Source organism: Enterobacter sp. T1-1, from assembly GCF_000710795.1.
Taxonomy (GTDB): Bacteria; Pseudomonadota; Gammaproteobacteria; order Enterobacterales; family Enterobacteriaceae; genus Enterobacter; species Enterobacter cloacae.
The window spans coordinates 13080-37687 of sequence record NZ_JALW01000081.1 but is presented as its reverse complement, the minus strand read 5'-3'; the positions used below and the strand labels follow the sequence as shown (position 1 = coordinate 37687).

The window sequence follows — 24608 nt, the reverse complement described above, 5'->3', positions numbered from 1 at the left end:
TTTCAGGTTTTTTTCTCTTCAACCGACCGGGTTGTTTGTGAAGTGATTCACATCCGCCGTGTCGATGGAGGCGCATTATAGGGGGCCTCCGGGGAATGACAAGCGGAAATATGCATTTTTATTTCAACCGCTCATCTTTTCGCCAAAAAGCCTATTTTTGGTGCTTTTTGATCGCTTCAGGCAGATCGGCCAGGCTATTAATCACCCAATCCGCTGCAGTCTCTGCTTCTGGCGTCACGGGTTTGCCGGTGCGAACTAATACTTTGGTACCCACACCCGCCGCGGTTGCCGCCTGCATATCTTCCATTTTATCGCCCACCATATAAGAAGCGGCCATATCAATATGCAGAAATTCCTGCGCCGAGATAAACATCCCCGGGTGCGGCTTACGGCAATCACAGGTCTGGCGATACTCTTCTACCGTTCCCTGCGGGTGATGAGGACAATAATAGATGCCATCAAGATCAACACCGCGGTCGGCAAGAGACCAGTCCATCCATTCCGTCAGCGTTTCGAATTGCGCTTCGGTAAATTTGCCACGCGCGATACCAGACTGGTTGGTGACAACCACCAGCGCATAGCCCATCTCTTTTAGCTGGCGCATGGCATCGATAACGCCTTCGATAAATTCGAACTCGTCAATCTCGTGAACATAACCGTGATCCACATTAATAGTGCCATCACGATCGAGAAAAATTGCGGGTACTGATTTTGCCACCGGTTTGCTCCTGAAAAAGGCGTGTTCAGCTAGTATCTCATGAATCGCAGCGCAATAAAGTGCTCATCGCACAGAGTTGGATTGATTTAGACGTCTGGATGCCTTAACATCCGTTTTGTTTACGGGCATCACCCGTATCTGGCAGACGAAAATGCCACGGCTAACTTACATACGATAAAAATAATCTAATGATTAAACTTTCCAATATCACCAAAGTGTTCCAGCAGGGGAACCGAACCATTCAGGCGCTGAACAATGTCAGCCTGCATGTTCCTGCTGGTCAGATTTATGGCGTCATTGGCGCATCGGGTGCAGGTAAAAGTACACTGATCCGTTGTGTTAACCTGCTTGAGCGCCCAACCCAGGGCAGCGTAGAAGTTGGCGGACAAGAACTGACCGCGCTCTCAGAAAAAGAACTGACCAAAGCGCGTCGCCAGATTGGCATGATTTTCCAGCACTTTAACCTGCTGGCGTCACGCACGGTGTTCGGCAACGTCGCCTTACCGCTGGAGCTCGACAACACGCCTAAAGATGAGGTTAAGCGTCGCGTAACCGAGCTGCTGGATCTCGTGGGTCTGGGTGATAAACATGATAGCTACCCGGCTAATCTGTCTGGCGGACAAAAACAGCGTGTAGCCATTGCCCGTGCGCTGGCAAGCAATCCCAAAGTGCTGCTGTGCGATGAAGCCACCAGCGCATTAGACCCGGCCACCACCCGTTCTATTCTGGAACTGCTGAAAGACATTAACCGTCGTCTCGGCCTGACGATCCTCCTTATTACGCACGAGATGGATGTCGTAAAACGCATCTGTGACTGTGTTGCCGTGATCAGCAACGGTGAACTGATTGAGCAGGACACGGTAAGTGAAGTGTTTTCACATCCTAAGACCCCGCTGGCGCAGCAATTTATTCAGTCCACACTGCATCTGGATATTCCGGAAGATTATCTGGAGCGTTTGAAAACCGAACCCACGACGAACAGCGTCCCGATGCTGCGAATGGAGTTCACCGGTCAGTCCGTTGATGCCCCGCTGCTTTCCGAAACCGCGCGCCGCTTCAATGTGAACAACAACATCATCAGCGCGCAGATGGATTACGCCGGCGGCGTGAAGTTCGGCATCATGCTGACGGAAATGCACGGCACACAAGAAGAAACCCAGGCGGCAATTGCCTGGCTGCAAGAACATCACGTAAAAATAGAGGTACTGGGTTATGTCTGAGCCGATGATGTGGCTGCTGGTTCGCGGCGTTTGGGAAACGCTGGCAATGACCTTTGTATCCGGTTTCTTTGGTTTTGTGATTGGCCTGCCGGTCGGCGTACTGCTGTACGTGACGCGTCCGGGTCAAATCATTGAGAACGCGAAGTTGTACCGTACGCTCTCTGCGCTGGTGAATATCTTCCGTTCTATCCCGTTTATTATTCTGCTGGTATGGATGATTCCATTCACCCGCGTGATTGTCGGCACCTCTATTGGTCTGCAGGCGGCCATTGTTCCCCTGACGGTCGGCGCCGCGCCGTTTATCGCGCGTATGGTGGAAAACGCCCTGCTTGAAATTCCAACCGGGTTGATCGAAGCTTCCCGCGCAATGGGCGCCACACCGATGCAGATCGTGCGCAAGGTTCTGCTGCCGGAAGCACTGCCAGGCCTGGTGAATGCGGCAACCATTACGCTTATCACCCTGGTCGGTTATTCCGCGATGGGCGGTGCCGTTGGCGCTGGCGGTTTAGGCCAGATTGGTTACCAGTACGGCTATATTGGTTATAACGCTACCGTAATGAATACCGTTCTGGTATTGCTGGTTGTACTGGTTTATCTCATCCAGTTCTCTGGCGATCGCATCGTCCGGGCTGTTACGCACAAATAACGTTACACACAACACAAACTCGACGAGTTAAGGATAAAAACATGGCGTTTAAATTAAAGACCTTTGCTGCAGCAGGCGCGCTGATCGGCTCTCTGGCACTGGTGGGTTGTGGTCAGGACGAAAAAGATCCCAACCACATTAAAGTGGGCGTTATCGTGGGTGCAGAACAGCAGGTTGCTGAAACCGCTCAGAAAGTGGCAAAAGAGAAGTATGGCCTTGATGTTGAGCTGGTGACCTTCAACGATTACGTTCTGCCGAACGAAGCGCTGAGCAAAGGCGATATTGACGCCAACGCCTTCCAGCACAAACCGTACCTGGATCAGCAGATTAAGGATCGCGGCTACAAACTGGTTGCGGTGGGTAACACCTTCGTTTACCCAATCGCGGGCTACTCCAAGAAGATTAAATCGCTGGACGAACTGCAGCCAGGCTCTCAGGTTGCTGTGCCAAACGATCCAACTAACCTGGGCCGCTCCCTGCTGCTGCTGCAGAAAGTGGGCCTGATTAAACTGAAAGACGGCGTTGGCCTGCTGCCGACCGTTCTCGACGTGACCGAGAATCCGAAAAATCTGAAAATTGTTGAGCTGGAAGCGCCACAGCTGCCACGCTCTCTGGACGATGCGCAGATCGCCCTGGCTGTTATCAACACTACCTACGCCAGCCAGATTGGTCTGACCCCGGCAAAAGACGGCATCTTTGTTGAAGACAAAGATTCCCCGTACGTTAACCTGATCGTGACCCGTGAAGACAACAAAGACGCGGAAAACGTGAAGAAATTCGTTCAGGCTTATCAGTCTGAAGAAGTTTACCAGGAAGCCAATAAAGTGTTTAACGGCGGCGCGGTTAAAGGCTGGTAATCTGACCTCAGTGTAATATCATCAAGACGGGCTTCTGCCCGTCTTGTCATTTGTGCAGTCAACTGATTCAATATCTGACGTTTTGATTATCCACTGAGGAATTATTATGCGTGCTTTACCGATCTGTCTTTTAGCACTGATGCTGAGCGGCTGTTCTATGCTAAGCAGATCTCCAGTTGAACCCGTTCAAAGCACTGCAACCCCGCCAAAAGCAGAGCCCGTTAAACCTAAAGCGCCTCGCCCTGCGCCGGTACGTATCATTACCAAAGCCGACGACCTCGTGGGCAAGCCTTTCCGTGAGCTCGGTGAGGTGAGCGGTGAATCCTGTCAGGCTACCAATCAGGACTCCCCACCCAACATTCCGACAGCCCGTAAACGTATGCAGATCAACGCGGCCAAAATGAAAGCTAACGCGGTACTGTTGCACAGCTGTGAAGTCACCAGCGGGACACCCGGCTGCTATCGTCAGGCGGTGTGTATTGGTTCGGCGCTGACCATTTCGGCGAAATGAGTGCCTTTCATTTCGAACAGATAGGCGTTATCCGCTCTCCTTACAAAGAGAAGTTTGCCGTACCACGCCAGCCGGGTCTGGTCACCAGCGGCAGCGGTGAACTTCACTTGATTGCGCCCTATAATCAGGCCGATGCGGTGCGCGGGCTTGAGGCGTTCAGCCATTTATGGGTTGTTTTTGTGTTTCACCAGACGATGGACGGTGGCTGGCGTCCTACGGTGCGCCCTCCTCGTCTGGGCGGAAATGCCCGGATGGGGGTATTCGCGACCCGCTCAACCTTTCGTCCAAACCCGATCGGCATGTCGCTGGTTGAACTGAAAGATATACGCTGTCAGAAAGATCAGGTGATACTGGAGTTAGGCAGCCTTGACCTGGTTGATGGCACCCCGGTTATCGACATTAAACCCTATCTGCCTTTTGCCGAAGCGTTGCCAGATGCCCGGGCCAGCTACGCCCAGCAAGCACCGCAGGCGGATATGCCTGTTCACTTTACGCCAGAACTGCTTACGCAACTTGGCCAACTGGAAAAGCGCTATCCCCGTTTGCGGGACTTTATCGTAGATGTTCTGGCGCAGGATCCGCGTCCAGCCTACCGTAAAGAAGAGGAAGCCGGGAAAACCTACGCCGTCTGGCTGCTGGATTTTAATGTCCGCTGGCGCGTGACAGAGACCGGTTTTGAAGTGTTTGCCCTGGAACCCAGGTAATTTTCTTCTCCTCTCTTTTGGCATCTTTGCCACACTGGTAAACTAAACCACTTTTTTTGTGTCAGGCTGGCGTTTCAGCCTGTTCCAATCGTCGAAATGGAACCGTAACAACATGCGTACTAGCCAATATCTGCTCTCCACACTGAAGGAGACACCTGCCGACGCCGAAGTCATCAGCCACCAGCTGATGCTGCGCGCCGGGATGATCCGCAAGCTGGCCTCCGGGTTGTACACCTGGCTGCCGACCGGCGTGCGCGTCCTGAAAAAAGTCGAAAACATCGTGCGTGAAGAGATGAATAACGCCGGTGCTATCGAGGTGTCCATGCCCGTGGTTCAGCCCGCTGACCTGTGGCAGGAGAGCGGCCGTTGGGAGCAATATGGCCCTGAACTGCTGCGCTTCGTTGACCGTGGCGAGCGTCCGTTCGTCCTCGGCCCGACGCATGAAGAAGTGATCACCGATCTGATTCGCAATGAGCTGAGCTCTTACAAACAGCTGCCGCTGAACTTCTTCCAGATCCAGACCAAGTTCCGTGACGAAGTTCGCCCGCGTTTCGGCGTTATGCGTTCTCGCGAATTCCTGATGAAAGATGCTTACTCTTTCCATACTTCTCAGGAATCTCTGCAAGAGACCTACGACAAAATGTACGAGGCTTACAGCAAAATCTTCTCCCGCATGGGTCTGGATTTCCGTGCTGTGCAAGCCGATACCGGCTCTATCGGTGGTAGCGCGTCCCATGAGTTCCAGGTTCTGGCGCAGAGTGGTGAAGACGATGTGATCTTCTCTGACTCCTCTGACTACGCGGCAAACATTGAATTTGCTGAAGCACTGGCACCAAAAGAACCACGCGGCGCGGCAACCCAGGAAATGACGCTGGTTGACACGCCAAATGCCAAAACCATTGCCGAGCTGGTTGAGCAGTTTGCGCTGCCGATCGAAAAAACCGTTAAAACGCTGCTGGTGAAATCTACTGAAGGCAGTGCATATCCGCTGGTTGCCCTGCTGGTACGTGGTGATCACGAGCTGAACGAAGTGAAAGCTGAGAAGCTGCCACAGGTTGCCAGCCCACTGACCTTCGCAACGGAAGCAGAAATCCGCGCCGTCGTAAACGCAGGCCCAGGCTCTCTGGGTCCGGTGAATATGCCTGTGCCTGTTGTGATTGACCGCACGGTTGCGGCGATGAGCGACTTCGCTGCAGGCGCTAACATTGATGGTAAACACTACTTTGGCATCAACTGGGATCGCGATGTGGCAACGCCAGAAGTGGCGGATATCCGCAACGTCGTTGCAGGCGATCCAAGCCCGGATGGCCAGGGCACCCTGATGATTAAACGCGGCATCGAAGTGGGCCATATCTTCCAGCTGGGCGATAAATATTCCCGTGCGCTGAACGCTGCCGTTCAGGGTGAAGATGGCCGTAACCAGATCCTGACCATGGGTTGCTACGGTATCGGGGTCACGCGCGTGGTGGCTGCGGCGATTGAGCAGAACTACGACGAGCGTGGCATTGTCTGGCCGGATAACATCGCGCCGTTCCAGGTGGCGATCCTGCCAATGAACATGCACAAGTCTTACCGTGTGCAGGAGCTGGCTGAGAAACTGTACGCAGAGCTGCGCGCGCAGGGTATCGAAGTGCTGATGGACGACCGTAAAGAACGTCCGGGCGTGATGTTTGCTGATATGGAACTGATTGGTATTCCTCATACCATCGTTATCGGTGACCGTAACCTCGACAGCGACGAGATTGAATATAAATACCGTCGTAGCGGCGAAAAACAGATGATCAAGACCGGTGATATCCTTGATTACCTGGTAAAAGCCATCAAAGGTTAAATAAAAAACCCCGCTCAGGCGGGGTTTTTTCATGGCGCAAAGCCAGCGTTATTTACTGTTACAGTCTTTGCCTGCCGCGAACTTCGCGTCTTTATCTGCCACAAGGGTTTTCACCAACTCGCCGCTATCCGGGTTTGGCTCCAGCGTAAAGTGACCGTCGACCGTCAATAATACCGGCTTACTGTCATTTCCGCGTGCGACCGCATAATCTCGTTCCAGCTGGGCATTGTTCGCCACGCTCACTTTCTTACCCGTTGCGCAATCTGTAAAGATGGCCGCATCAGCCATATAGAAATACATGCCCCGCATCGGCATCGGCGTGGCCGGCAGCGCCGCTTTCACCGGAGCCAGCGTGTAGTTGAACTGGGATTCAATCGGGTTGCCTTCACGGTCGAGCATCTCCATCCCCTCGCCTTTGGCGCGGAAATACGTTTTCTCACCGCTCGTATCGGTCAACACCAGCTTCTCGGCCGTGCGTGCCCATGTCCCGTAAGTCGCAAAAGAGGAGGGTTCTTTCGCGCCCTGATACCGCTGATTCATGACCCACGTACCGTCTTTTTGCAGGAACAGCGACGTCTCAATGCCTTCACAGTCGGCACAAGGCAGGACGCCGCGCCAGCTCTGCTGCATTGGCTTTAATTCTTCATTTTGCGTTGGCTGCAGGACCTGCGTTTCCGAACGGTTGTTACATCCGAAAAGCGCAAAGAGCGTACTCACTGCCAACGCTGACCATAATGCTTTTTTCACAATGAATTCCTTATGAAATAGTGTTCCTTTTCGTCAATCCAAAGGGCGACGAACTTTACCGCGTAGTGCTTTCACTGTGGATTTCTGAGCCTTTGACGACAACCGACGCTCTTTCGATGCGCGGGTTGGCCGCGTTGCCCGACGGCTTTTTTGCACCGCAGTTAATTCTTTTATCACCGCCACCAGTCTGGCAATTGCCGCTTCCCGGTTTAACTCCTGGCTACGGTACTCCTGCGCCTTGATCACAATGACACCGTCGCTGGTGATCAGATGATGGCTGGCAGCGAGCAGACTTTCCTTATAATACTCTGGCAGGCTTGAGGCCCGAATGTCAAAGCGCAAATGGATAGCGGTTGAAGCCTTGTTAACGTGCTGTCCCCCCGCCCCCTGCGCACGGATGGCGGTGATCTCCAGCTCATTGTCCGGGATGCTGACGTTTCGGGACAACACGATCATGAAGCAGGCTGCCACGCCGTCAGATGAATTTCCAGATTATTCTGAGAGTCAGAAAGCCAGATTGCGCCGTCCTGGATCGTCGCCTGCAGAGTCATCGTCCGGCTGGCAAATTCGCTCAGCTGCGCCAGTTGTTCATCATCCAGATACCAGACCGTGAGGTTTTTAAACTGACCGCACTTGCTCTTGTTTTGCTGCCACCAGATTTCCGCAGCGCGTTGGTTGTACGCGAATAGCGCCACTTCCGCAGACTGGGTACACGCCTTTTTGAGGCGGCGCTCATCCGGCAGACCAAGTTCAATCCATAAATCGATACCCAGATGATCGTTACGCAGCCAGGCTTCCGGCTCGTCTTCTGCGCTTAAGCCACGGGTAAACTGCAGACGCTCGTCGGCATATTTAATCCACGCCAGCAGGCGCAGCATCATGCGCTCCTGGGTTTCAGAGGGGTGACGCGCCAGCGTCAGTGACGCATCCAGAAACTGGTTGCGGTCAAGGTCAGCCACATTGACCACCGCTTTATAAATTGTCGCTTTCAGCGCCATGGGAGAGCTCCTTTCGAATCAGGCGCACATTGTAGCGAAAACAGTGGCAAAAGGCTGTTACGCCGTGATGAATACGGCGCCATCAAGGCTCTGATATTGCTTAAATGAGTATGGTATAGTCACCTTGCTAAACCGAGTTTATCTTCGTAGGCTTAATGATATCTCACAGTAAGTCAGTGCGCTGGCGGGAGGGGATGTGAATAATTATTGTGAGCTAATTCGCAAACGGTATGCGGAAATCGCCAGCGGAGATCTGGGATATGTCCCGGATGCGTTGGGCTGTGTATTGAAAGTGCTTAATGAAGTGGCCTCTGATGAGAGCCTTTCAGAATCGGTCAGGGAAAAAGCAGCGTATGCTGCGGCGAATTTACTGGTGAGCGATTATGTCGATGAATGATACTTATCAACCCATCAATTGTGATGACTATGACAACCTCGAACTCGCCTGCCAGCATCATTTAATACTGACGCTGGAGTTAAAAGATGGCGAAGTGTTGAAGGCGAAAGCCAGCGACCTGGTTTCACGTAAGAATGTGGAATATCTGATAGTGGAAGACGCCGGTGCGACGCGTGAGCTACGCCTGGACAAAATTGCCAGCTTCAGCCACCCGCAAATCGGCACCGTCGTGGTGAGCGAATCCTGATGACACTAACGGGCAGCCTGGCTGCCCGTTACGCTTTCCACTCCAGACTCACGCCCGATTCTGCCCAGCCCTCTTCTGTAATGAATACCCCTGCCGCCGCAATCAGCGTTTCACCGTAAAAAAGTAACGGCGTGGTATCGCGCAACCAGGGCGGCACATTGCACTCCTGCCAGATTTTTTTGAGCTTCCTTCCACCGTTACGTCCGACAATGTGCAGCATACCGCTGGCCTTAAAGCGCACGGTGACCGGTTCATCGGCTTTCGGTAAACGCACATGGCCTGGCGTCTCCAGAGACAAGCTTCCCATATCCCAGGGCAACAGCAGCGGTTTCACAGGCGATGGCCAGCCGAGCACCACATCTGCAAGCGAGGGGATTGATTTCACCCGCCACAGCTGGCCTTTATAGCGCCTGACGTCAAAACCGTTCAGGTGCACGCACGGCGTTGCATCCTCCCGCGCCTGGGCGACTTCGTCCCAGATACGTCCCAGCATGGCACGCGATGGCATCGTGGCACGGTGAGAGGCCAGCCAACGGCGCAGCAGCGCGGCCCGACGAACCGGACTCATCGCCTCCAGCGGTGCGATCGCCAACGCCCCGTTTACCGAAATCAGTTCAGCCAGTTCTTCACTCAGCAGTTCATCCAGCAGGCTCTCCTGTTCGGCACACAGCAGGGCGCTTCGTGCTGTTGCGTCTGCAAAGTGCGGCCAGCGTGCGGTCAGTAACGGCAAAACACGCAGACGCAGGAAATTACGATCGTAGCCATCGTCCTGATTGCTCTCATCTTCAATCCAGCTCAGCTGATATTGCTGCGCCCAGGCTTCCAGCGATGCGCGCGACTCGCCAAGCAGCGGACGCAATAATTGCGTCCCGGCAAAATCAGAGCGTTCAGGCATGGCGGAGAGCCCCGCCGGACCACTTCCCCGTTTTAACGCCAGCAAAAAGGTTTCGCACTGGTCGTCAAGGTGCTGTGCCGTGACCAGCGCTTCACCGGGCTGTAATGCCGCGGTAAATGCGGCATAGCGCGCTTTACGCGCGTGCGCTTCAATACCGAGCCCCTCATCTCTGAGCACCACCCGTTTAATCTCAAGTGGGATCGCCCATGCGGAACACACCGCTTCACAGTGCGCAACCCAGGCGTCGGCGTGAGGACTCAACCCATGATGGATATGCATCGCCCGGAGCTGAACGTCAGGCTGTTGATCGCGCCAGAGCTTGAGGCGATGGAGCAACACCGTGGAATCCAGGCCACCGCTAAATCCCACCAGCAGCTGGCGGTACGGTGAAACGGCTTGCGCAATAGCGGGTAGGGTCATAGAGAATTACACATAAAAAATGCCCGAACAGAGCGGGCATTATCACACAGGATGGCGCTTACTGCTGGTAAAGCTCCAGCGGAAGGCCGTCCGGATCGTTGAAAAAAGTAAAACGCTTGTCGGTAAACGGATCGACACGAATCGCTTCGCACTTCACGCCATGTTCTTCAAGATGTTTTACCGCACGGTCAAGATCATCCACGCTAAAAGCCAGATGGCGCAGGCCGCAGGCTTCCGGACGGGACGGACGCGCAGGCGGGAAAGGAAAAGAGAACAGTTCAATGACATACTGCCCGTTTAATGCCAGATCGCCTTTCCAGGAGTCGCGCTCCACACGATAGGCCTCGCTTAACAGCGTAAAGCCCAGAATGTCGCAATAAAAGGCCTTACTTTTGGCGTAATCGGTGGCAATGATCGCAATATGATGAACCTGTTTTAAACCCAGCATAGCTTCTCCTTTTTATGATGCCTGAACGTTACAACCGAAAACCCGCCCCTGGCAAGCAGCCACCTTTATTTTAGGACTCGCACCCAGTAAACCCCATTTTCATCACGTTTCGCACCGTGGATATCCGTCTCGAAGCCCGGGTAGTGACGCCCCACAGAACAGAGCATCAGCAGAAAATCGAGCACCGCACGGCTCTCTTCGGTGATCATCTCTCCCGGCATCAGCAGCGGTACGCCCGGTGGATAAGGCAGGATCATATTGGCCGAGACGCGTCCTACCAGATTTTCCAGCTCAACGGTTTCTACCTCCCCTTTCACCTGTCGCTGCCAGGCTTTGTGCGGCGTCAATTTCATCTCAGGCAAGACGTCAAACGCCTGCAGCATCAGGCGCGGCAGATCGTGCTGGCGGATCAGTTTGTGGATCCCCTGGGCCAGATCCTGTATACGCATATTGCGATAAAAATCAGGATCCTCCGCATAGAGATCCGGCAGCATGTTCTTCACGCGCAGGTTCAGATCGTACGCACGCTTAAACTCCATCAGCCCACGTAGCAGACCCATCGCGCGGGTTTTATCAATCCCAATGCTGAACAGGAACAACAGGTTATACGGTCCGGTTTTCTCCACCACCACGCCGCGCTCATCAAGGAATTTCGCCACCAGCGCGGCCGGAATGCCTTCGTCGCTCATGTTGCCCTGTTCATCCATGCCCGGCGTCAGGATGGTCACTTTTACCGGGTCGAGGAACATGTGGTCGGCATCGGCATCACGGAAGCCATGCCACTCCTCACCCGGCGCGACTGGCCAGCACTCCGCCTCGTCAATCTCTTCCGGCTGCCAGATATCAAAGAACCAGCCCTCAGCCTCATCTTTTAACCGCTGAACCTCTTTGCGGAAATGCAGCGCGCGCTCCACAGAGCGATTGATAAGACGTTTACCCGGATTGCCGCGCAGCATCGCCGCAGCCGTTTCAATGGAGGCCACCAGCGGATAACTTGGTGAGGTGGTGGTGTGCATCATAAACGCTTCGTTAAACGTCTCTTCGTCGTATTCACCTTTGATATGGATAAGCGAGGCCTGGGAAAACGCTGCCAGCATTTTGTGCGTCGATTGCGTTTCGAAAAACACTTTGCCCGGCACGCGTTCGCCACTCATCCCGCTTTTACCCGCGTAGATGGGGTGAAAATTGGTATAAGGCACCCACGCGGAATCAAAGTGGATCGAGGGAACATCCAGCGTCTGTTTGATCCAGTTGGTGTTATACAGCAATCCGTCATAGGTGGAGTTGGTGATCACCGCGTGGATCGGCCAGCTTGCGCCGGGGATCGCCGCCACCTTATTTTCTATGGCTGAATGGGTGAATTCACGGCGCGGAATTCCCCCCAGGATCCCCAGCGCGTTACGCGTGGGTGACAGCCAGAGCGGTACGACATCACTCATCATTAGCAGATGCGCCAGCGACTTATGGCAGTTACGGTCGATGAGTAACGTACTTCCGGCCGGGGCGGCATACATGCCGACGATTTTGTTTGACGTCGACGTACCGTTGGTCACCATATAGCTCTGCTCGGCCCCAAAGGTGCGGGCAATGTACTCTTCGGCTTCCAGGTGTGGACCGGTGTGATCCAGCAATGAGCCAAGCTCGGTAACCGAAATCGATACATCCGCTTTCAGGGTGTTGCCGCCGAAGAAATCATAGAACAGGCAGCCAACCGGGCTTTTTTGATAAGCCGTCCCCGCCATATGACCAGGCGTGCAAAAGGTGTACTTCCCTTCCTTCACATAGGTAAACAGCGCCCGGGTAAACGGCGGCGTGATGTTATCCAGATACTCGCCGGTATATTGCTGAATGCGGGCCGCAATATCTTCGGCCACGCCGAGTGAGTATTCGAAAAACCACAGCGCCATCCGCATATCCTGGGCACTGACGTCCATGGTTGAGTGGGTATTGATAAACGCATACAGCGGGAGATATTCATTCAACTTGTTGATATCGCTGCACAGCTCCAGGTCGTACTCATCCCAGTCGAAGATCACGCCACAGATCCGCGGGTTGTGCTCAATGAACTTCAGCAGGTCAGCGCTGTTGTGCGGCCAGATCAGCTGATAGCCACGTGACTGCAGGGCCTGCTCCAGCTCCTTGATGGGCTCATCTTTATAAAAGACGCCGTGTGGCCCCATAATGGCAATAATATTCACGGGCTTCCTCCTTAAAAAACATTAGCTAAGCATAGCCAGGGTAAACCGCAGGTATAAAAAAAGCCGCAACAGTGTGCGGCTTTTCAGATAATTGTGAAGCTTACGCGTAACCGTAGGTCATCAGACGCTGGTAACGACGATTGAGCAGGTCTTCTTTGCTCAGCACATCCAGGTCCGCCAAATCGGCCAGCAGCTGCGCTTTCAGGGAAGCGGCCATCACTTCCGGCTTACGATGCGCACCACCCAGAGGCTCAGGGATGACGGTATCGATCAGCTTCAGCTCTTTCAGGCGTGGGGCAATGATGCCCATCGCTTCTGCAGCCAGAGGCGCTTTATCGGCGCTCTTCCACAGGATAGAGGCACACCCTTCCGGAGAGATAACGGAATAGGTGCTGTACTGCAGCATATTCACTTTATCGCCCACGCCAATCGCCAGCGCACCACCGGAACCACCTTCACCAATAACGGTACAGATGACAGGCACCTTCAGGCGAGACATCTCACGCAGGTTACGTGCGATGGCTTCAGACTGACCGCGCTCTTCCGCGCCCACGCCAGGGTAAGCACCCGGGGTGTCGATAAAGGTGATGATGGGCATATTGAAACGCTCAGCCATCTCCATCAGACGCAGGGCTTTACGGTAGCCTTCTGGTGCCGGCATACCAAAGTTACGACGGATCTTCTCTTTGGTTTCACGGCCTTTCTGATGGCCAATGATCATCACCGGACGTCCATCCAGACGAGCGATACCACCGACGATAGCTTTATCGTCAGCGTAAGCGCGGTCGCCTGCCAGTTCGTCAAATTCGTCAAACGCCAGGCGGACATAATCCAGGGTGTACGGACGCTGTGGGTGACGCGCCAACTGGGCGATCTGCCATGCGCCGAGATCGGCAAAGATTTTGCGCGTCAGTTCTACGCTTTTCTCGCGCAGACGATGCACTTCTTCGTCGATGTTAATATCCAGTTTTTCATCCTGACGGCTTACCGCTGTCAGAGAATCGATTTTCGCTTCCAGCTCAGCAATCGGCTGTTCGAAATCAAGGAAATTCAGACTCATAGTATTCCTGTATTAGTCAAACTCCAGTTCCACCTGCTCCGAACCAATGAGGCCACGGAGATCGTTCAGTAAACGATCGCTCGGAGAGACACGCCACGTTGCACCAAAGCGCAACCGCGCACGTGCATCCGCCCTCTGATAGTAGAGATGTACTGGAATTGTCCCCGAGCGGTGGGGTTCCAGAGACTGACGGAGTCGGTTTAAAAGCTGGTCATCAATTTGCCTGTCCGTCAGCGAGATAGCAAGCCCGCGAGCATATTTTTCCCGGGCTTCGTCAATGTCCATCACTTCGCGGGCGGTCATTTTAAGCCCCCCGCTGAAGTCATCAAAGCTGACCTGTCCGCTGACGATAAGTATGCGGTCTTTTTCCAGCAATTGCTGGTATTTATCCAGCGCGTCGGTGAATAACATCACCTCCAGACGCCCGGAACGGTCATCCAGGGTACAGATGCCGATACGATTGCCGCGCTTGGTGACCATAACCCTTGCAGCAATCACGAGCCCCGCAGCCGTGGTGATTTTACCACGTTCTGTCGGATGCATGTCTTTCAGCCTGTAGCCTCCGACATAGCGCTCAATTTCTTTGATGTACTGATTGATCGGGTGCCCCGTCAGGTACAAGCCTAACGTTTCACGCTCACCATCCAGCACCACCTGTTCTGGCCACGGCAGACAGCTGGCGTAAGACTGCTCGATCTGCTCTGGCTCTTCCGCCAGCACGCCGAACATGTCCGCCTGGCCAATGGCTTCCGCTTTTGCATGCTGATCCGCGGCTTTCAGCGCGTCGCCAAGCGAGTTCATCAGCGCGGCGCGGTGCGGCCCCAGCCTGTCGAACGCACCGGACATAATCAGTTTTTCCAGCACGCGGCGGTTCAGTTTTTTGGTATCGGTGCGGGCGCACAGATCAAACAGCTCGCGGAAATAACCACCGTTATTACGCGCTTCGATGATCGCCTCGATCGGCCCTTCACCTACGCCTTTGATCGCGCCGATCCCGTACACGATCTCTCCGTCGTCGTTAACGTGGAAATGGTAAAGACCCGAGTTAATGTCCGGCGGCAGGATCTTCAGTCCCATGCGCCAGCACTCATCCACCAGGCCAACCACCTTCTCGGTGTTATCCATATCGGCGGTCATTACCGCCGCCATAAATTCAGCGGGATAGTGCGCCTTCAGCCACAGGGTTTGATACGACACCAAAGCATAGGCGGCAGAGTGCGATTTGTTAAATCCGTACCCGGCGAATTTCTCCACCAGGTCGAAGATTTTCATTGCCAGTTCGCCGTCAATGCCGTTTTTCTTCGCGCCATCTTCAAAAATAGAGCGCTGCTTGGCCATCTCCTCCGGCTTTTTCTTACCCATTGCTCGACGCAGCATATCCGCGCCGCCGAGGGTATAGCCGGAGAGCACCTGAGCAATCTGCATGACCTGTTCCTGATACAGGATGATGCCGTAGGTTGGCTCCAGTACCGGCTTCAGGCTTTCGTGCTGCCACTGAACGTCCGGGTAGGAAATCTCTTCCCGACCATGCTTACGGTCGATAAAGTTATCTACCATCCCCGACTGCAGCGGTCCCGGACGGAACAGCGCCACCAGTGCGATCATATCTTCGAAGCAGTCAGGCTGCAGACGTTTAATCAGATCTTTCATGCCACGGGATTCAAGCTGGAAGACCGCGGTGGTCTCCGAGCGCTGCAGCATGTCGAAACTTTTCTTGTCATCCAGCGGGATGGCCGCGATATCCAGCGGCGGCTCGCCGTTCTTCTCGCGGCGGGCGTTGATCATCTCCAGCGCCCAGTTGATGATGGTAAGCGTACGCAGACCGAGGAAGTCGAATTTCACCAGCCCGGCGTATTCAACGTCGTTCTTATCAAACTGGGTAACCGGGTGCTGCCCCGCTTCGTCACAATAGAGCGGCGCAAAGTCGGTAATTTTGGTCGGGGCGATAACCACACCACCCGCGTGTTTACCGGCGTTACGCGTGACGCCTTCCAGCTTACGCGCCATGTCAATCAGCGCTTTGACTTCTTCGTCAGCTTCGTAGATTTCCGGCAGCTGCGGCTCGGCTTCAAACGCTTTTGCCAGCGTCATCCCCGGATCGGGCGGCACCAGCTTAGAGATGCGATCGACGAAGCCGTACGGATGCCCCAGCACGCGGCCCACGTCGCGGATAACCGCTTTCGCCGCCATCGTACCGAAGGTAATGATCTGCGATACCGCGTCACGGCCATACATATCCGCCACGTGCTCAATAACCTGGTCACGTTTTTCCATACAGAAGTCGACGTCGAAGTCGGGCATGGAAACACGTTCCGGGTTAAGGAAACGTTCGAACAGCAGGTCAAATTCCAGCGGGTCGAGGTCAGTGATCTTAAGCGCATAGGCCACCAGTGACCCGGCACCGGAACCACGTCCTGGACCAACCGGCACGCCGTTATCCTTCGACCACTGGATAAACTCCATTACGATCAGGAAGTAGCCCGGGAAGCCCATCTGGTTGATAACCTGAAGTTCAATATCCAGGCGCTCGTCATACTCCGGACGACGTTTTTTGCGCTCTTCTTCATCCGGGAAAAGGAATTCAAGACGTTCTTCCAGACCTTCTTTGGATTTCATGACCAGGAAGTCTTCCGTGGTCATTTCCCCGGTCGGGAACTGCGGCAGGAAATACTCACCCAAACGCACGGTAACGTTACAGCGCTTGGCGATTTCAACGCTGTTTTCCAGCGCTTCCGGGATGTCAGAGAAGAGTTCACACATCTCCTCTTCGCTGCGCATGTACTGCTGAGCAGAATAATTACGCGGGCGCTTGGGATCGTCGAGAGTGAAGCCATCATGGATCGCCACGCGAATCTCATGAGCGTCGAAATCCCCGGCCTCAAGGAAGCGTACATCGTTGGTTGCCACCACGGGCAGCCCGCGCGCTTCCGCAAGCGCGACAGCGGCATGGAGATAACTCTCTTCATCCGGGCGGCCGGTGCGGATCAGCTCCAGATAATAACGATCCGGGAAGTACTCTTCATAGAATGATACGCACTGATCCACCAGCGCACTATTGCCGCGCAGCAGGCATTTGCCCACATCACCCATGCGGCCGCCGGAGATCAGCAATAACCCTTCGTTCAGCTCCGCCAGCCACTCCCGGTCAATCCATGGCCCCAGGGCGCCGTAGCCTCGCTGGTAGGCTTTGGAGATAAGCAGGGTGAGATTCTGATAACCCGTGTTGTTCATCGCTAACACGGAAATTTGCGTCATTTCGTCGCCGAGCAGTTCGCTCTGCACATGAAAATCAGCTCCGACGATGGGTTTCATCCCCGCGCCATGCGCCGTTCCGTAGAACTTCACCAGACCACACAGGTTGGTAAAATCGGTGATCGCCAGCGCAGGCATACCCAGTGAGGCCGCCTTTTTTACCAGCGGCCCGGTTTTCGCCAGCCCATCGATCATGGAGTAGTCGCTATGCACCCGCAGGTGTACGAAACGTGGTTCAGCCATCTTCAGATTCCGCGTTACTTAATTGCTTGCGTATTGATTCAGGACACCAGTCCCAGCGCGCGTTTCACCGGGCCAAAACTGCGCCGGTGATGCTCGGTTGCGCCATGTTCAGCCAGCTTTTCCAGGTGGAAGGCTGTAGGATACCCTTTATGCTGAGCGAAGCCATACTGAGGGTAAGTGAGATCCAGCGCGGCCATTTCAGCATCGCGAGTCACTTTGGCAATAATAGAAGCCGCACTGATTTCCGCGACCCGGCTATCCCCTTTTACTACCGCCATGGAAGGCACAGGTAATGCAGGGCAACGGTTGCCGTCAATAAGAACATACTCCGGGGCAATTTTCAGCCCCGCCACCGCACGCTGCATCGCCAGCATTGTGGCATGCAGGATGTTCAGCTCGTCAATTTCATGCGGTTCAGCACGCCCAAGGCTCCAGGCTAATGCTTTTTCCTGAATCTCATCAAATAACGCCAGTCGGCGCTTTTCTGAAAGCTTTTTGGAGTCATTCAACCCGATAATCGGACGGGCAGGATCGAGGATCACCGCCGCGGTCACAACAGCGCCCACTAACGGGCCACGGCCCACTTCGTCCACACCCGCAACAAGGTGGGTGTGAGGATAAATAAATTCCATCATCTTGCTAACTCCAGCACCGCATCAGCCGCTTGCTCATCGGCATTACAGCGGATCTGCTGATGCAGTTCGCGGAACGTATCATGCATCTGGTGGCTGGTCTTGCCGTTGGCAAGCAGCGGTAGCAGCGCATCGGCCAGCGCCTGAGGCTGACACTCGTCCTGCAGAAGCTCTTTCACCAGTTCACGCCCGGCGAGCAGGTTTGGCAGCGAAACGTACTCCGTCTTCACCAGGCGTTTAGCCAGCCAGAAGGTGAACGGCTTCATGCGATAGCCTACCACCATCGGACATTTCGCCAGCATGCACTCCAGAGCTGCCGTACCGGAGGCCAGCAGCGCTGCATCGCTCGCGACCATCGCCTCACGGCCTTTTCCATCCAGCAGATGGATGTGAAGATCCGGTGCAACCTCGGCTTTGATACGCTCAAACTGCTCCCGGCGTTTGGCGTTCACCAGCGGCACAACCACTTCGAGATCGGGATAGGTATCGCGCAGAATTTGCGCGGTTTTCAGGAAGTCCGCGCTAAGCATCTCTACTTCTGCGCCACGGCTACCCGGCAGAAGAGCCAGACAGTGCGCATCGTGAGGGATCCCCAGCACGTCACGCGCTGCGTTTTTATCCGGATCCAGCGGCATCGCATCCGCCATGGTATGCCCGATAAAACGGCACGGAACGTTAAATTTGTCGTAAAACGCTTTTTCGAAAGGCAGGAAAGCCAGCACCAGATTGGTTGACCGTCCGATTTTGAAAACGCGTTTCTGTCGCCACGCCCAGACGGACGGACTGACGTAGTGAATGGTTTTAATGCCCTGCTTTTTCAGATTCCCTTCGAGGGTAATGTTGAAGTCAGGCGCATCAATACCGACAAAGACATCGGGTTTGAGCTCGGTGAAGCGGCGGGTAAGATCGGCGCGGATATGCAGCAGACGACGCAGTCGCCCCAGCACCTCAACAATGCCCATCACGGCCAGCTCTTCCATTTCGTACCAGGCTTCGCAGCCTTCAGCCTGCATTAGCGGGCCTGCAACGCCAACAAAGCGAGCATCAGGTACGCGAGCCTTAAGCGCGCGGATAAGACCGGCACCAAGAATATCGCCGGAGGTTTCTCCGGCGACCAGGGCTATCGTAAGCGGACGACTGTCGACCATTAACGAATCAGACCCCTTGTGGAACGGTCAAAGAATTCCATGAACGCGTTCACTTCAGGGTGCTTTTCCGCCAGTTCGGCAATTTCCGGCTTCGCCTCTTCCAGCGTTTTGCCGCTACGGTACAGTAACTTATACGCGTTGCGGATAGCCGTAATCGCTTCGCGACTAAAGCCACGACGCTTGAGGCCTTCGATGTTCACGCCGAATGGCGTGGCATGGTTGCCCTGCGCAATTACATACGGTGGGACGTCCTGCGCCACACCGGAGCATCCGCCGACCATCACGTGTGCACCAATGATGCAGAACTGATGGACTGCGGTCATACCGCCAATAATTGCGAAATCATCAACCGATACGTGTCCTGCCAGCGTTGCGTTGTTGGCAAGAATACAGCGGTCACCTACGGTACAGTCGTGCGCGATGTGCGCATTAACCATAAACAGGTTATCGCTGCCCACCTTCGTCAACCCACCACCCTGTACTGTTCCACGATGAATGGTGACGCTTTCGCGGATACGGTTACGATCGCCAATTTCCAGACGGGTCGACTCACCAGCATATTTTAAATCCTGGTTAACTTCGCCGATGGAGGCGAACTGATAGATCTCATTGTTGCTGCCAATGGTCGTATGACCATTCACGACAACGTGAGATTTCAGTACTGTACCCTCACCAATTTCGACATGGGGACCAACAATACAGAACGGGCCAATGTGGACATTAGCACCAATAATGGCGCCGGTTTCCACAATAGCGGTAGGATGAATAAAGGCAGATTTATCAATCACGTATCAGGACTCCCGGCTACGAGCACACATCATCGTCGCTTCGCAAACAACTTTGCCGTCAACCAGCGCTACGCCTTTAAAGCGAGTCAGGCCACGACGCGTTTTTTCAAAAGTGACTTCCATGATCATCTGATCACCAGGCACGACAGGACGCTTGAAGCGCGCTTCATCGATACCCGCGAAGTAGTACAGTTCACCCGGCTCCAGTTTGCCTACGCTTTTAAACGCAAGAATACCGGTAGCTTGTGCCATCGCTTCCAGGATCAACACACCCGGGAAGATGGGTTTACCAGGGAAGTGCCCCTGGAAGAATGGCTCGTTAACGGAGACATTTTTCACTGCGCGCAGAAAACGACCTTCTTCAAAATCCAGCACACGGTCTACCAGCAAAAACGGGTAGCGGTGCGGCAGAAGTTCTAAAATCTCTTCAATATGCAGAGTATGAGTGTCGGTAGTCAAAATACTCTTCCTGTCAAAATGTACTGATTAGCAATAATAACACGGCCTGCCGGTTTAAAAGAAAGCCGACAGGCCGGGAAATTAAGCGTTAAAAAGATGAACGCTTAGTCTTGTTGATCGATCTTACGCTCAAGGGACTTGAGTCGCTTGCTCATATCATCAATATTCATCACCAGAGCTGCTGTTTTACGCCATACCTTGTTAGGTTGCAGTGGGATGCCGGAGGAATAGACGCCTGGCTCAGTGATAGGACGCATTACCATGCCCATTCCCGTCACGGTGACCTTGTCGCATATTTCCATATGACCATTGATCACGCTGGCACCGCCAATCATGCAGTAACGGCCAATTTTCAGGCTGCCTGCCATGATGACGCCACCTGCAACCGCGGTATTGTCGCCAATCACAACGTTATGCGCAATCTGGCACTGATTATCGATAATAACACCGTTGCCGATAATGGTGTCGTCAAGCGCACCACGGTCAATGGTGGTACAGGCTCCGATCTCAACGCGATCGCCAATGATAACGCGACCAAGTTGCGGGATCTTAACCCAATTACCACGATCGTTAGCGTAGCCAAAACCGTCAGAACCAATCACTGTGCTGGACTGAACGAGGCAATTTTCGCCGATTTCAACTTCGTGGTAGACGGACACATTGGCCCACAAACGTGTCCCGGCGCCGATTTTTGTGTTTTTCCCAACGAAGCAGCCCGGGCCGATGACGACGTTATCGCCCAGTACGACGCCAGACTCGATCACGGCATTTGCGCCGACTGCTACGTTGTTACCCAGCTGAGCCGTCGGATCGATTGCTGCACTGGCAGCAATGTTTTGCGCCGGCTGCGGCGTGGTATCAAGAATTTGTGCCATGCGAGCATACGTCAGGTAGGGATTTTTCACTACCAGTGCCGCACCAGTGGCAAACGGAAGATCGTCCTGCGTCAGAACAACAGCCGACGCCTGGCATTGAGCCAGATGTTCACGGTACTTAGGGCTTACCATGAAGGTAATATTGCCAGCTTTAGCAGATTGCATGGACGCAACAGCGGTGATGACGATATCGCCATCACCGTGTAATTCTGCATCCAACTGCTGAGCTAAATCAGCCAGTCGAATTGAAGGCATTACTTATTTAACCTGTTTCAGAACATCAGCGGTGATGTCTTTAACATCGCTGCTGTTGAAAGCAACGGCGTTCGCATCAACAACCAGATCGATGTTCTGATCGGCAGCAACTGCTTTAACAGCAGTCTGAATGCGAGTCACCAGCTTGCCACGCTCTTCGTTAGAACGACGCTGACGATCCTGCTCGAAAGCCTGTGCTTTCTGGGAGAACGTCTGGCGCTGAGCCATTACGTCTTTTTCCAGTTTGCTGCGCTCGCTTGATTTCATGGTAGAACCATCACGCTGCAGACGCTGCATTTTGGACTGAAGATCGTTTTCCATACCCTGCAGTTCGCTTGCACGGCCTTTGAATTCGTTTTCCAGAGTCGCAGAAACGCCAGTTTTCTGTGCAACCTGCTGGAACAAATTACCCATGTTGACGATTGCAATTTTGTCTGCTGCCTGAGCAGAAGTTGCCATCGCTAAACCGAGACCTGCAGCTAATAACCACTTTTTCACAATTAACTCCTTACCATCCCATTGGCACCAGAAGGTACCGTTCTTTGCGTGGCAAGGCGATCGTTTTACCGATCGCCGGTTGTCAGCGCTACACTGCCAACGCATTCCTTTGCAGCGGAGAATTACCAGGTTTTACCAATGTTAAACTGGAATTGCTCCGACTTATCTCCATCATATTTCTTAAACGGCTGGGCGTAAGAGAAGACCAACGGCCCCAGCGGTGACATCCATTGTAATGCGATACCTGCAGACATGCGAATATTGCCCGGATCGCTGTAGTCTGGAACACCTGCCGCACGCATCTGGGCAGTGTTCTCCCAGTTGGTATCCCACACGGTACCGGCATCCCAGAAGAAGGACGTACGGACTGAGTTCGCGTATTTATCACTGATGAATGGCGTTGGCGTGATGAACTCAAGGCTCGCCACGGCCATGGCGTTACCGCCTACCGCATCATCAGAGCTACAAACCTGTTTTGGATCCCGGCTTGCGCAGTTATCTTCGTCATTACCGCCGTAATAAACCGCTTTCGGACCAATGTTGTTGGACTGGAAGCCACGAACGGTACTGGAACCACCGGCGTAGAAGTTCTCATAGAACGGCATCTCTTTGCCGCCTAAACCATCGCCATAGCCCCAACGGGTACGACCCAGAACCACCCACTTATGATCGTCATCGATCGGGAAGTACGAGGCAGTATCGAGCGTTAACTTGTAGAACTCGTTATCAGAACCAGGAATAGTCACTTTACCATTCAGGTTGACACGTGAACCTTCCGTTGGGAAGTACCCACGGTCAAGGCGGTTATACGTCCAGCCGTAGTTGAAGGTGAAGTCATCCGCCGCAAAACCGTTGTTATCGCTGGAGGTGCTCGCCGACTGGCCGATAGAGTCGAGATAACGCCACATTGCCACCTGCGGTTGCATATTGGACAGGTCGTTATGCACGTAACCTAAGCCCGCACGCAGGGTGTTGTATTCGTTAACCGGGAATCCAAGCGTACCGTCTACACCGTAGCTCTTGTTGGTGTACGAGGACAGATCCGCGTCGTCTGCTTTAAAGTCGTTATAGAAGATACGACCACCCAGGCTCACACCGTCAACGGTGAAGTATGGGTTAGTGACAGAGAACTCAGAATAGGTCTGGTAGTCGTTTTTGGTACCGTTGATACCCACCGAGTAACCCGTACCCAGCCAGTTATCCTGCTGAACGCCAACCTGGAAGCTCACGCCGCTTTCAGTACCGTAGCCCACACCGAAGTTAAAGCTACCGGTATTACGCTCTTTCACTTTGTACACGACATCAACCTGGTCCGGGCTGCCTGGCACACGCTGGGTATCGGTATCAACCGTCTCAAAATAGCCCAGTCGGTTCAGACGTTCTTTACCCTGGTCAACGAGGTCGCTACCCAACCATGCCCCTTCCATCTGGCGCATTTCGCGACGCAGAACGGAATCTTTGGAGGTGTCGTTACCTTCGAAGCGGATCTTACGCACGTAGAAACGGTTGCCCGCATCAACGTTGACGTGAAGCTTAACGGTTTTATCCGCGTCGTTGATTTCCGGCTGAGTTTGCACACGCGGATAGGCATAACCATAGCGGCCGAGCAGCTTTTTAATGCCGTCTTCCATTTTGGTTACTTTAGAACCGCTGTACAGATCGCCTGGCTGAATTTTGGTCAGCGATTCGATCTCGGCAGAATGCCCCGCCAGGTTGCCACTTACTTCAACACCCGAAAGCTTGTACTGATCGCCTTCTGTAATGTTAATCGTAATGTAGATCCCTTTCTTGTCCGGGGTCAGACTCACCTGAGTCGAGTCGATGTTGAAACGGGCATAACCGCGATCCAGATAGTAGCTGCGCAGGGTTTCGAGGTCGCCCGCCAGTTTCTGTTTCTGGTATTTGCGATCGCCCACCACGTTCCACCACGGCACTTCGTCACGCAGCTGGAAGGTGGAGATCAGTTCGTCGGTAGTGAACGCGTGGTTCCCGACGATGTTGATCTGTTGGATCTTCGCCGAGACGCCTTCCTGGAAGACCAGCTTCAGGTCAACACGGTTACGCGGCAGCGGAGTCACCACCGCTTTCACGCTGGCGCTGTACTTACCGACGCTGTAATAGAAGTCTTCCAGACCTTTTTCAATGTCTGAAAGGGTGGTGCGGTCCAGAGATTCCCCCACACGAACACCGGATGCTTCAAGGTTTTGCTTGAGCATGTCATCTTTCACCGACTTGTTACCGGAGAAAGTGATACTGGCGATCGTTGGACGTTCTTTTACCTGAACCAGCAGCGTATCACCATCGCGCAGGACGCGGACATCCTCAAAGTTGCCGGTGGCAAACAGAGCACGGATGGTGTTACTGATGTCATCATCATTAACCGTATCGCCGGGGCGCACAGGCATACTGAGGAGGGCCGCACCAACGGCGACACGCTGAAGGCCTTCGAAATGAATGTCTTTCACTACGAACCCGTCAGCACCGTATACGGTGGCGCTGCTAAACAGCAGCGACGCTATGAGCAACTTTTTCATCGCCATCGTTATTATGCGTTCTTCCTA

Annotated in this window: 24 protein-coding genes; 8 read left to right on the top strand and 16 right to left on the bottom strand. The window is 53.9% G+C overall.

What is annotated here, in order from left to right; all coding sequences use genetic code 11:
* Positions 1 to 151: 151 nt before the first annotated feature.
* A complete protein-coding gene (gmhB, locus tag AK59_RS0121850) occupies positions 152 to 718 on the bottom strand; it encodes a D-glycero-beta-D-manno-heptose 1,7-bisphosphate 7-phosphatase (RefSeq protein ID WP_013095680.1) in 567 nt (188 codons plus the stop codon).
* Positions 719 to 906: 188 nt separating this feature from the next.
* Here gmhB and metN point away from each other — a divergent pair, with 188 nt between their 5' ends.
* The 6 genes from metN (at position 907) to proS (ending at position 6487) form a co-directional block, all read left to right on the top strand.
* On the top strand, positions 907 to 1938 hold the full coding sequence (gene metN, locus AK59_RS0121845; protein WP_029883822.1) for a methionine ABC transporter ATP-binding protein MetN: 1032 nt from the start codon (positions 907 to 909) through the stop codon (positions 1936 to 1938).
* Positions 1931 to 2584 (top strand): methionine ABC transporter permease MetI, encoded by a 654-nt coding sequence (locus tag AK59_RS0121840; RefSeq protein ID WP_003856130.1) that lies wholly within the window; start codon positions 1931 to 1933, stop codon positions 2582 to 2584. The genes metN and AK59_RS0121840 overlap by 8 nt, the downstream gene beginning before the upstream one ends.
* Before the next feature lie 41 nt (positions 2585 to 2625).
* Positions 2626 to 3441, top strand: coding sequence for a methionine ABC transporter substrate-binding lipoprotein MetQ (gene metQ, locus AK59_RS0121835; RefSeq protein WP_013095678.1), 816 nt, complete (start codon positions 2626 to 2628; stop codon positions 3439 to 3441).
* Positions 3442 to 3547: 106 nt separating this feature from the next.
* Positions 3548 to 3952, top strand: coding sequence for an Rcs stress response system protein RcsF (gene rcsF / locus AK59_RS0121830; protein WP_023621752.1), 405 nt, complete (start codon positions 3548 to 3550; stop codon positions 3950 to 3952).
* Positions 3949 to 4656, top strand: a complete 708-nt coding sequence (gene tsaA, locus AK59_RS0121825) for a tRNA (N6-threonylcarbamoyladenosine(37)-N6)-methyltransferase TrmO (protein ID WP_029883821.1) — start codon at positions 3949 to 3951, stop codon at positions 4654 to 4656. The genes rcsF and tsaA overlap by 4 nt, the downstream gene beginning before the upstream one ends.
* Before the next feature lie 112 nt (positions 4657 to 4768).
* The gene (proS, locus tag AK59_RS0121820) at positions 4769 to 6487 is read left to right on the top strand and encodes a proline--tRNA ligase (RefSeq protein WP_020688559.1); all 1719 of its coding nucleotides are present in this window, start codon (positions 4769 to 4771) and stop codon (positions 6485 to 6487) included.
* Positions 6488 to 6535: 48 nt separating this feature from the next.
* Here proS and nlpE read toward each other — a convergent pair whose 3' ends face one another.
* The 3 genes from nlpE to AK59_RS0121805 are packed head-to-tail and all read right to left on the bottom strand — an operon-like array spanning position 6536 to position 8232.
* A complete protein-coding gene (nlpE, locus tag AK59_RS0121815; protein WP_013095674.1) occupies positions 6536 to 7234 on the bottom strand; it encodes an envelope stress response activation lipoprotein NlpE in 699 nt (232 codons plus the stop codon).
* 33 nt (positions 7235 to 7267) lie between these two features.
* Positions 7268 to 7690: an alternative ribosome rescue aminoacyl-tRNA hydrolase ArfB gene (gene arfB / locus AK59_RS0121810; RefSeq protein WP_020688557.1), complete on the bottom strand. Its 423-nt coding sequence runs from the start codon at positions 7688 to 7690 to the stop codon at positions 7268 to 7270.
* Positions 7687 to 8232, bottom strand: a complete 546-nt coding sequence (locus AK59_RS0121805; protein WP_020688556.1) for a YaeQ family protein — start codon at positions 8230 to 8232, stop codon at positions 7687 to 7689. Before AK59_RS0121805 ends, arfB begins: the two co-directional genes overlap by 4 nt.
* A 196-nt stretch (positions 8233 to 8428) precedes the next feature.
* Between AK59_RS0121805 and AK59_RS01000000123935 the strand changes: the two genes are divergently transcribed.
* Both AK59_RS01000000123935 and rof read left to right on the top strand, forming a co-directional pair.
* Positions 8429 to 8629: a YaeP family protein gene (locus AK59_RS01000000123935; RefSeq protein WP_008501889.1), complete on the top strand. Its 201-nt coding sequence runs from the start codon at positions 8429 to 8431 to the stop codon at positions 8627 to 8629.
* Positions 8616 to 8876: a Rho-binding antiterminator gene (rof, locus tag AK59_RS0121800; RefSeq protein WP_014830722.1), complete on the top strand. Its 261-nt coding sequence runs from the start codon at positions 8616 to 8618 to the stop codon at positions 8874 to 8876. The genes AK59_RS01000000123935 and rof overlap by 14 nt, the downstream gene beginning before the upstream one ends.
* A 28-nt stretch (positions 8877 to 8904) precedes the next feature.
* Here the strand turns inward: rof and tilS are convergent, their stop codons facing one another.
* From tilS to bamA, 12 genes are all read right to left on the bottom strand, one after another.
* On the bottom strand, positions 8905 to 10191 hold the full coding sequence (gene tilS / locus AK59_RS0121795; RefSeq protein WP_029883820.1) for a tRNA lysidine(34) synthetase TilS: 1287 nt from the start codon (positions 10189 to 10191) through the stop codon (positions 8905 to 8907).
* 58 nt (positions 10192 to 10249) lie between these two features.
* The gene (locus AK59_RS0121790; protein WP_013095668.1) at positions 10250 to 10639 is read right to left on the bottom strand and encodes a VOC family protein; all 390 of its coding nucleotides are present in this window, start codon (positions 10637 to 10639) and stop codon (positions 10250 to 10252) included.
* Positions 10640 to 10704: 65 nt separating this feature from the next.
* The gene (locus AK59_RS0121785; RefSeq protein ID WP_029883819.1) at positions 10705 to 12837 is read right to left on the bottom strand and encodes a lysine decarboxylase LdcC; all 2133 of its coding nucleotides are present in this window, start codon (positions 12835 to 12837) and stop codon (positions 10705 to 10707) included.
* Positions 12838 to 12937: 100 nt separating this feature from the next.
* The gene (gene accA, locus AK59_RS0121780) at positions 12938 to 13897 is read right to left on the bottom strand and encodes an acetyl-CoA carboxylase carboxyl transferase subunit alpha (RefSeq protein ID WP_013095666.1); all 960 of its coding nucleotides are present in this window, start codon (positions 13895 to 13897) and stop codon (positions 12938 to 12940) included.
* A 12-nt stretch (positions 13898 to 13909) separates the two neighbouring features.
* Entirely contained in the window at positions 13910 to 17392 is a 3483-nt protein-coding gene (gene dnaE / locus AK59_RS0121775) for a DNA polymerase III subunit alpha (RefSeq protein ID WP_029883818.1), read from the bottom strand.
* Between the two features lie 38 nt (positions 17393 to 17430).
* The gene (rnhB, locus tag AK59_RS0121770; RefSeq protein WP_013095664.1) at positions 17431 to 18027 is read right to left on the bottom strand and encodes a ribonuclease HII; all 597 of its coding nucleotides are present in this window, start codon (positions 18025 to 18027) and stop codon (positions 17431 to 17433) included.
* The gene (lpxB, locus tag AK59_RS0121765; protein WP_013095663.1) at positions 18024 to 19172 is read right to left on the bottom strand and encodes a lipid-A-disaccharide synthase; all 1149 of its coding nucleotides are present in this window, start codon (positions 19170 to 19172) and stop codon (positions 18024 to 18026) included. Before lpxB ends, rnhB begins: the two co-directional genes overlap by 4 nt.
* Complete coding sequence (lpxA, locus tag AK59_RS0121760; RefSeq protein ID WP_013095662.1) at positions 19172 to 19960, bottom strand: acyl-ACP--UDP-N-acetylglucosamine O-acyltransferase; 789 nt, start codon at positions 19958 to 19960, stop codon at positions 19172 to 19174. Before lpxA ends, lpxB begins: the two co-directional genes overlap by 1 nt.
* Positions 19961 to 19963: 3 nt before the next feature.
* A complete protein-coding gene (fabZ, locus tag AK59_RS0121755) occupies positions 19964 to 20419 on the bottom strand; it encodes a 3-hydroxyacyl-ACP dehydratase FabZ (RefSeq protein ID WP_010426706.1) in 456 nt (151 codons plus the stop codon).
* Positions 20420 to 20523: 104 nt separating this feature from the next.
* Positions 20524 to 21549, bottom strand: a complete 1026-nt coding sequence (lpxD, locus tag AK59_RS0121750; protein WP_013095661.1) for a UDP-3-O-(3-hydroxymyristoyl)glucosamine N-acyltransferase — start codon at positions 21547 to 21549, stop codon at positions 20524 to 20526.
* 3 nt (positions 21550 to 21552) lie between these two features.
* Entirely contained in the window at positions 21553 to 22047 is a 495-nt protein-coding gene (skp, locus tag AK59_RS0121745) for a molecular chaperone Skp (RefSeq protein WP_013095660.1), read from the bottom strand.
* Positions 22048 to 22169: 122 nt separating this feature from the next.
* Positions 22170 to 24587 (bottom strand): outer membrane protein assembly factor BamA, encoded by a 2418-nt coding sequence (bamA, locus tag AK59_RS0121740; protein WP_013095659.1) that lies wholly within the window; start codon positions 24585 to 24587, stop codon positions 22170 to 22172.
* Positions 24588 to 24608 lie beyond the last annotated feature (21 nt).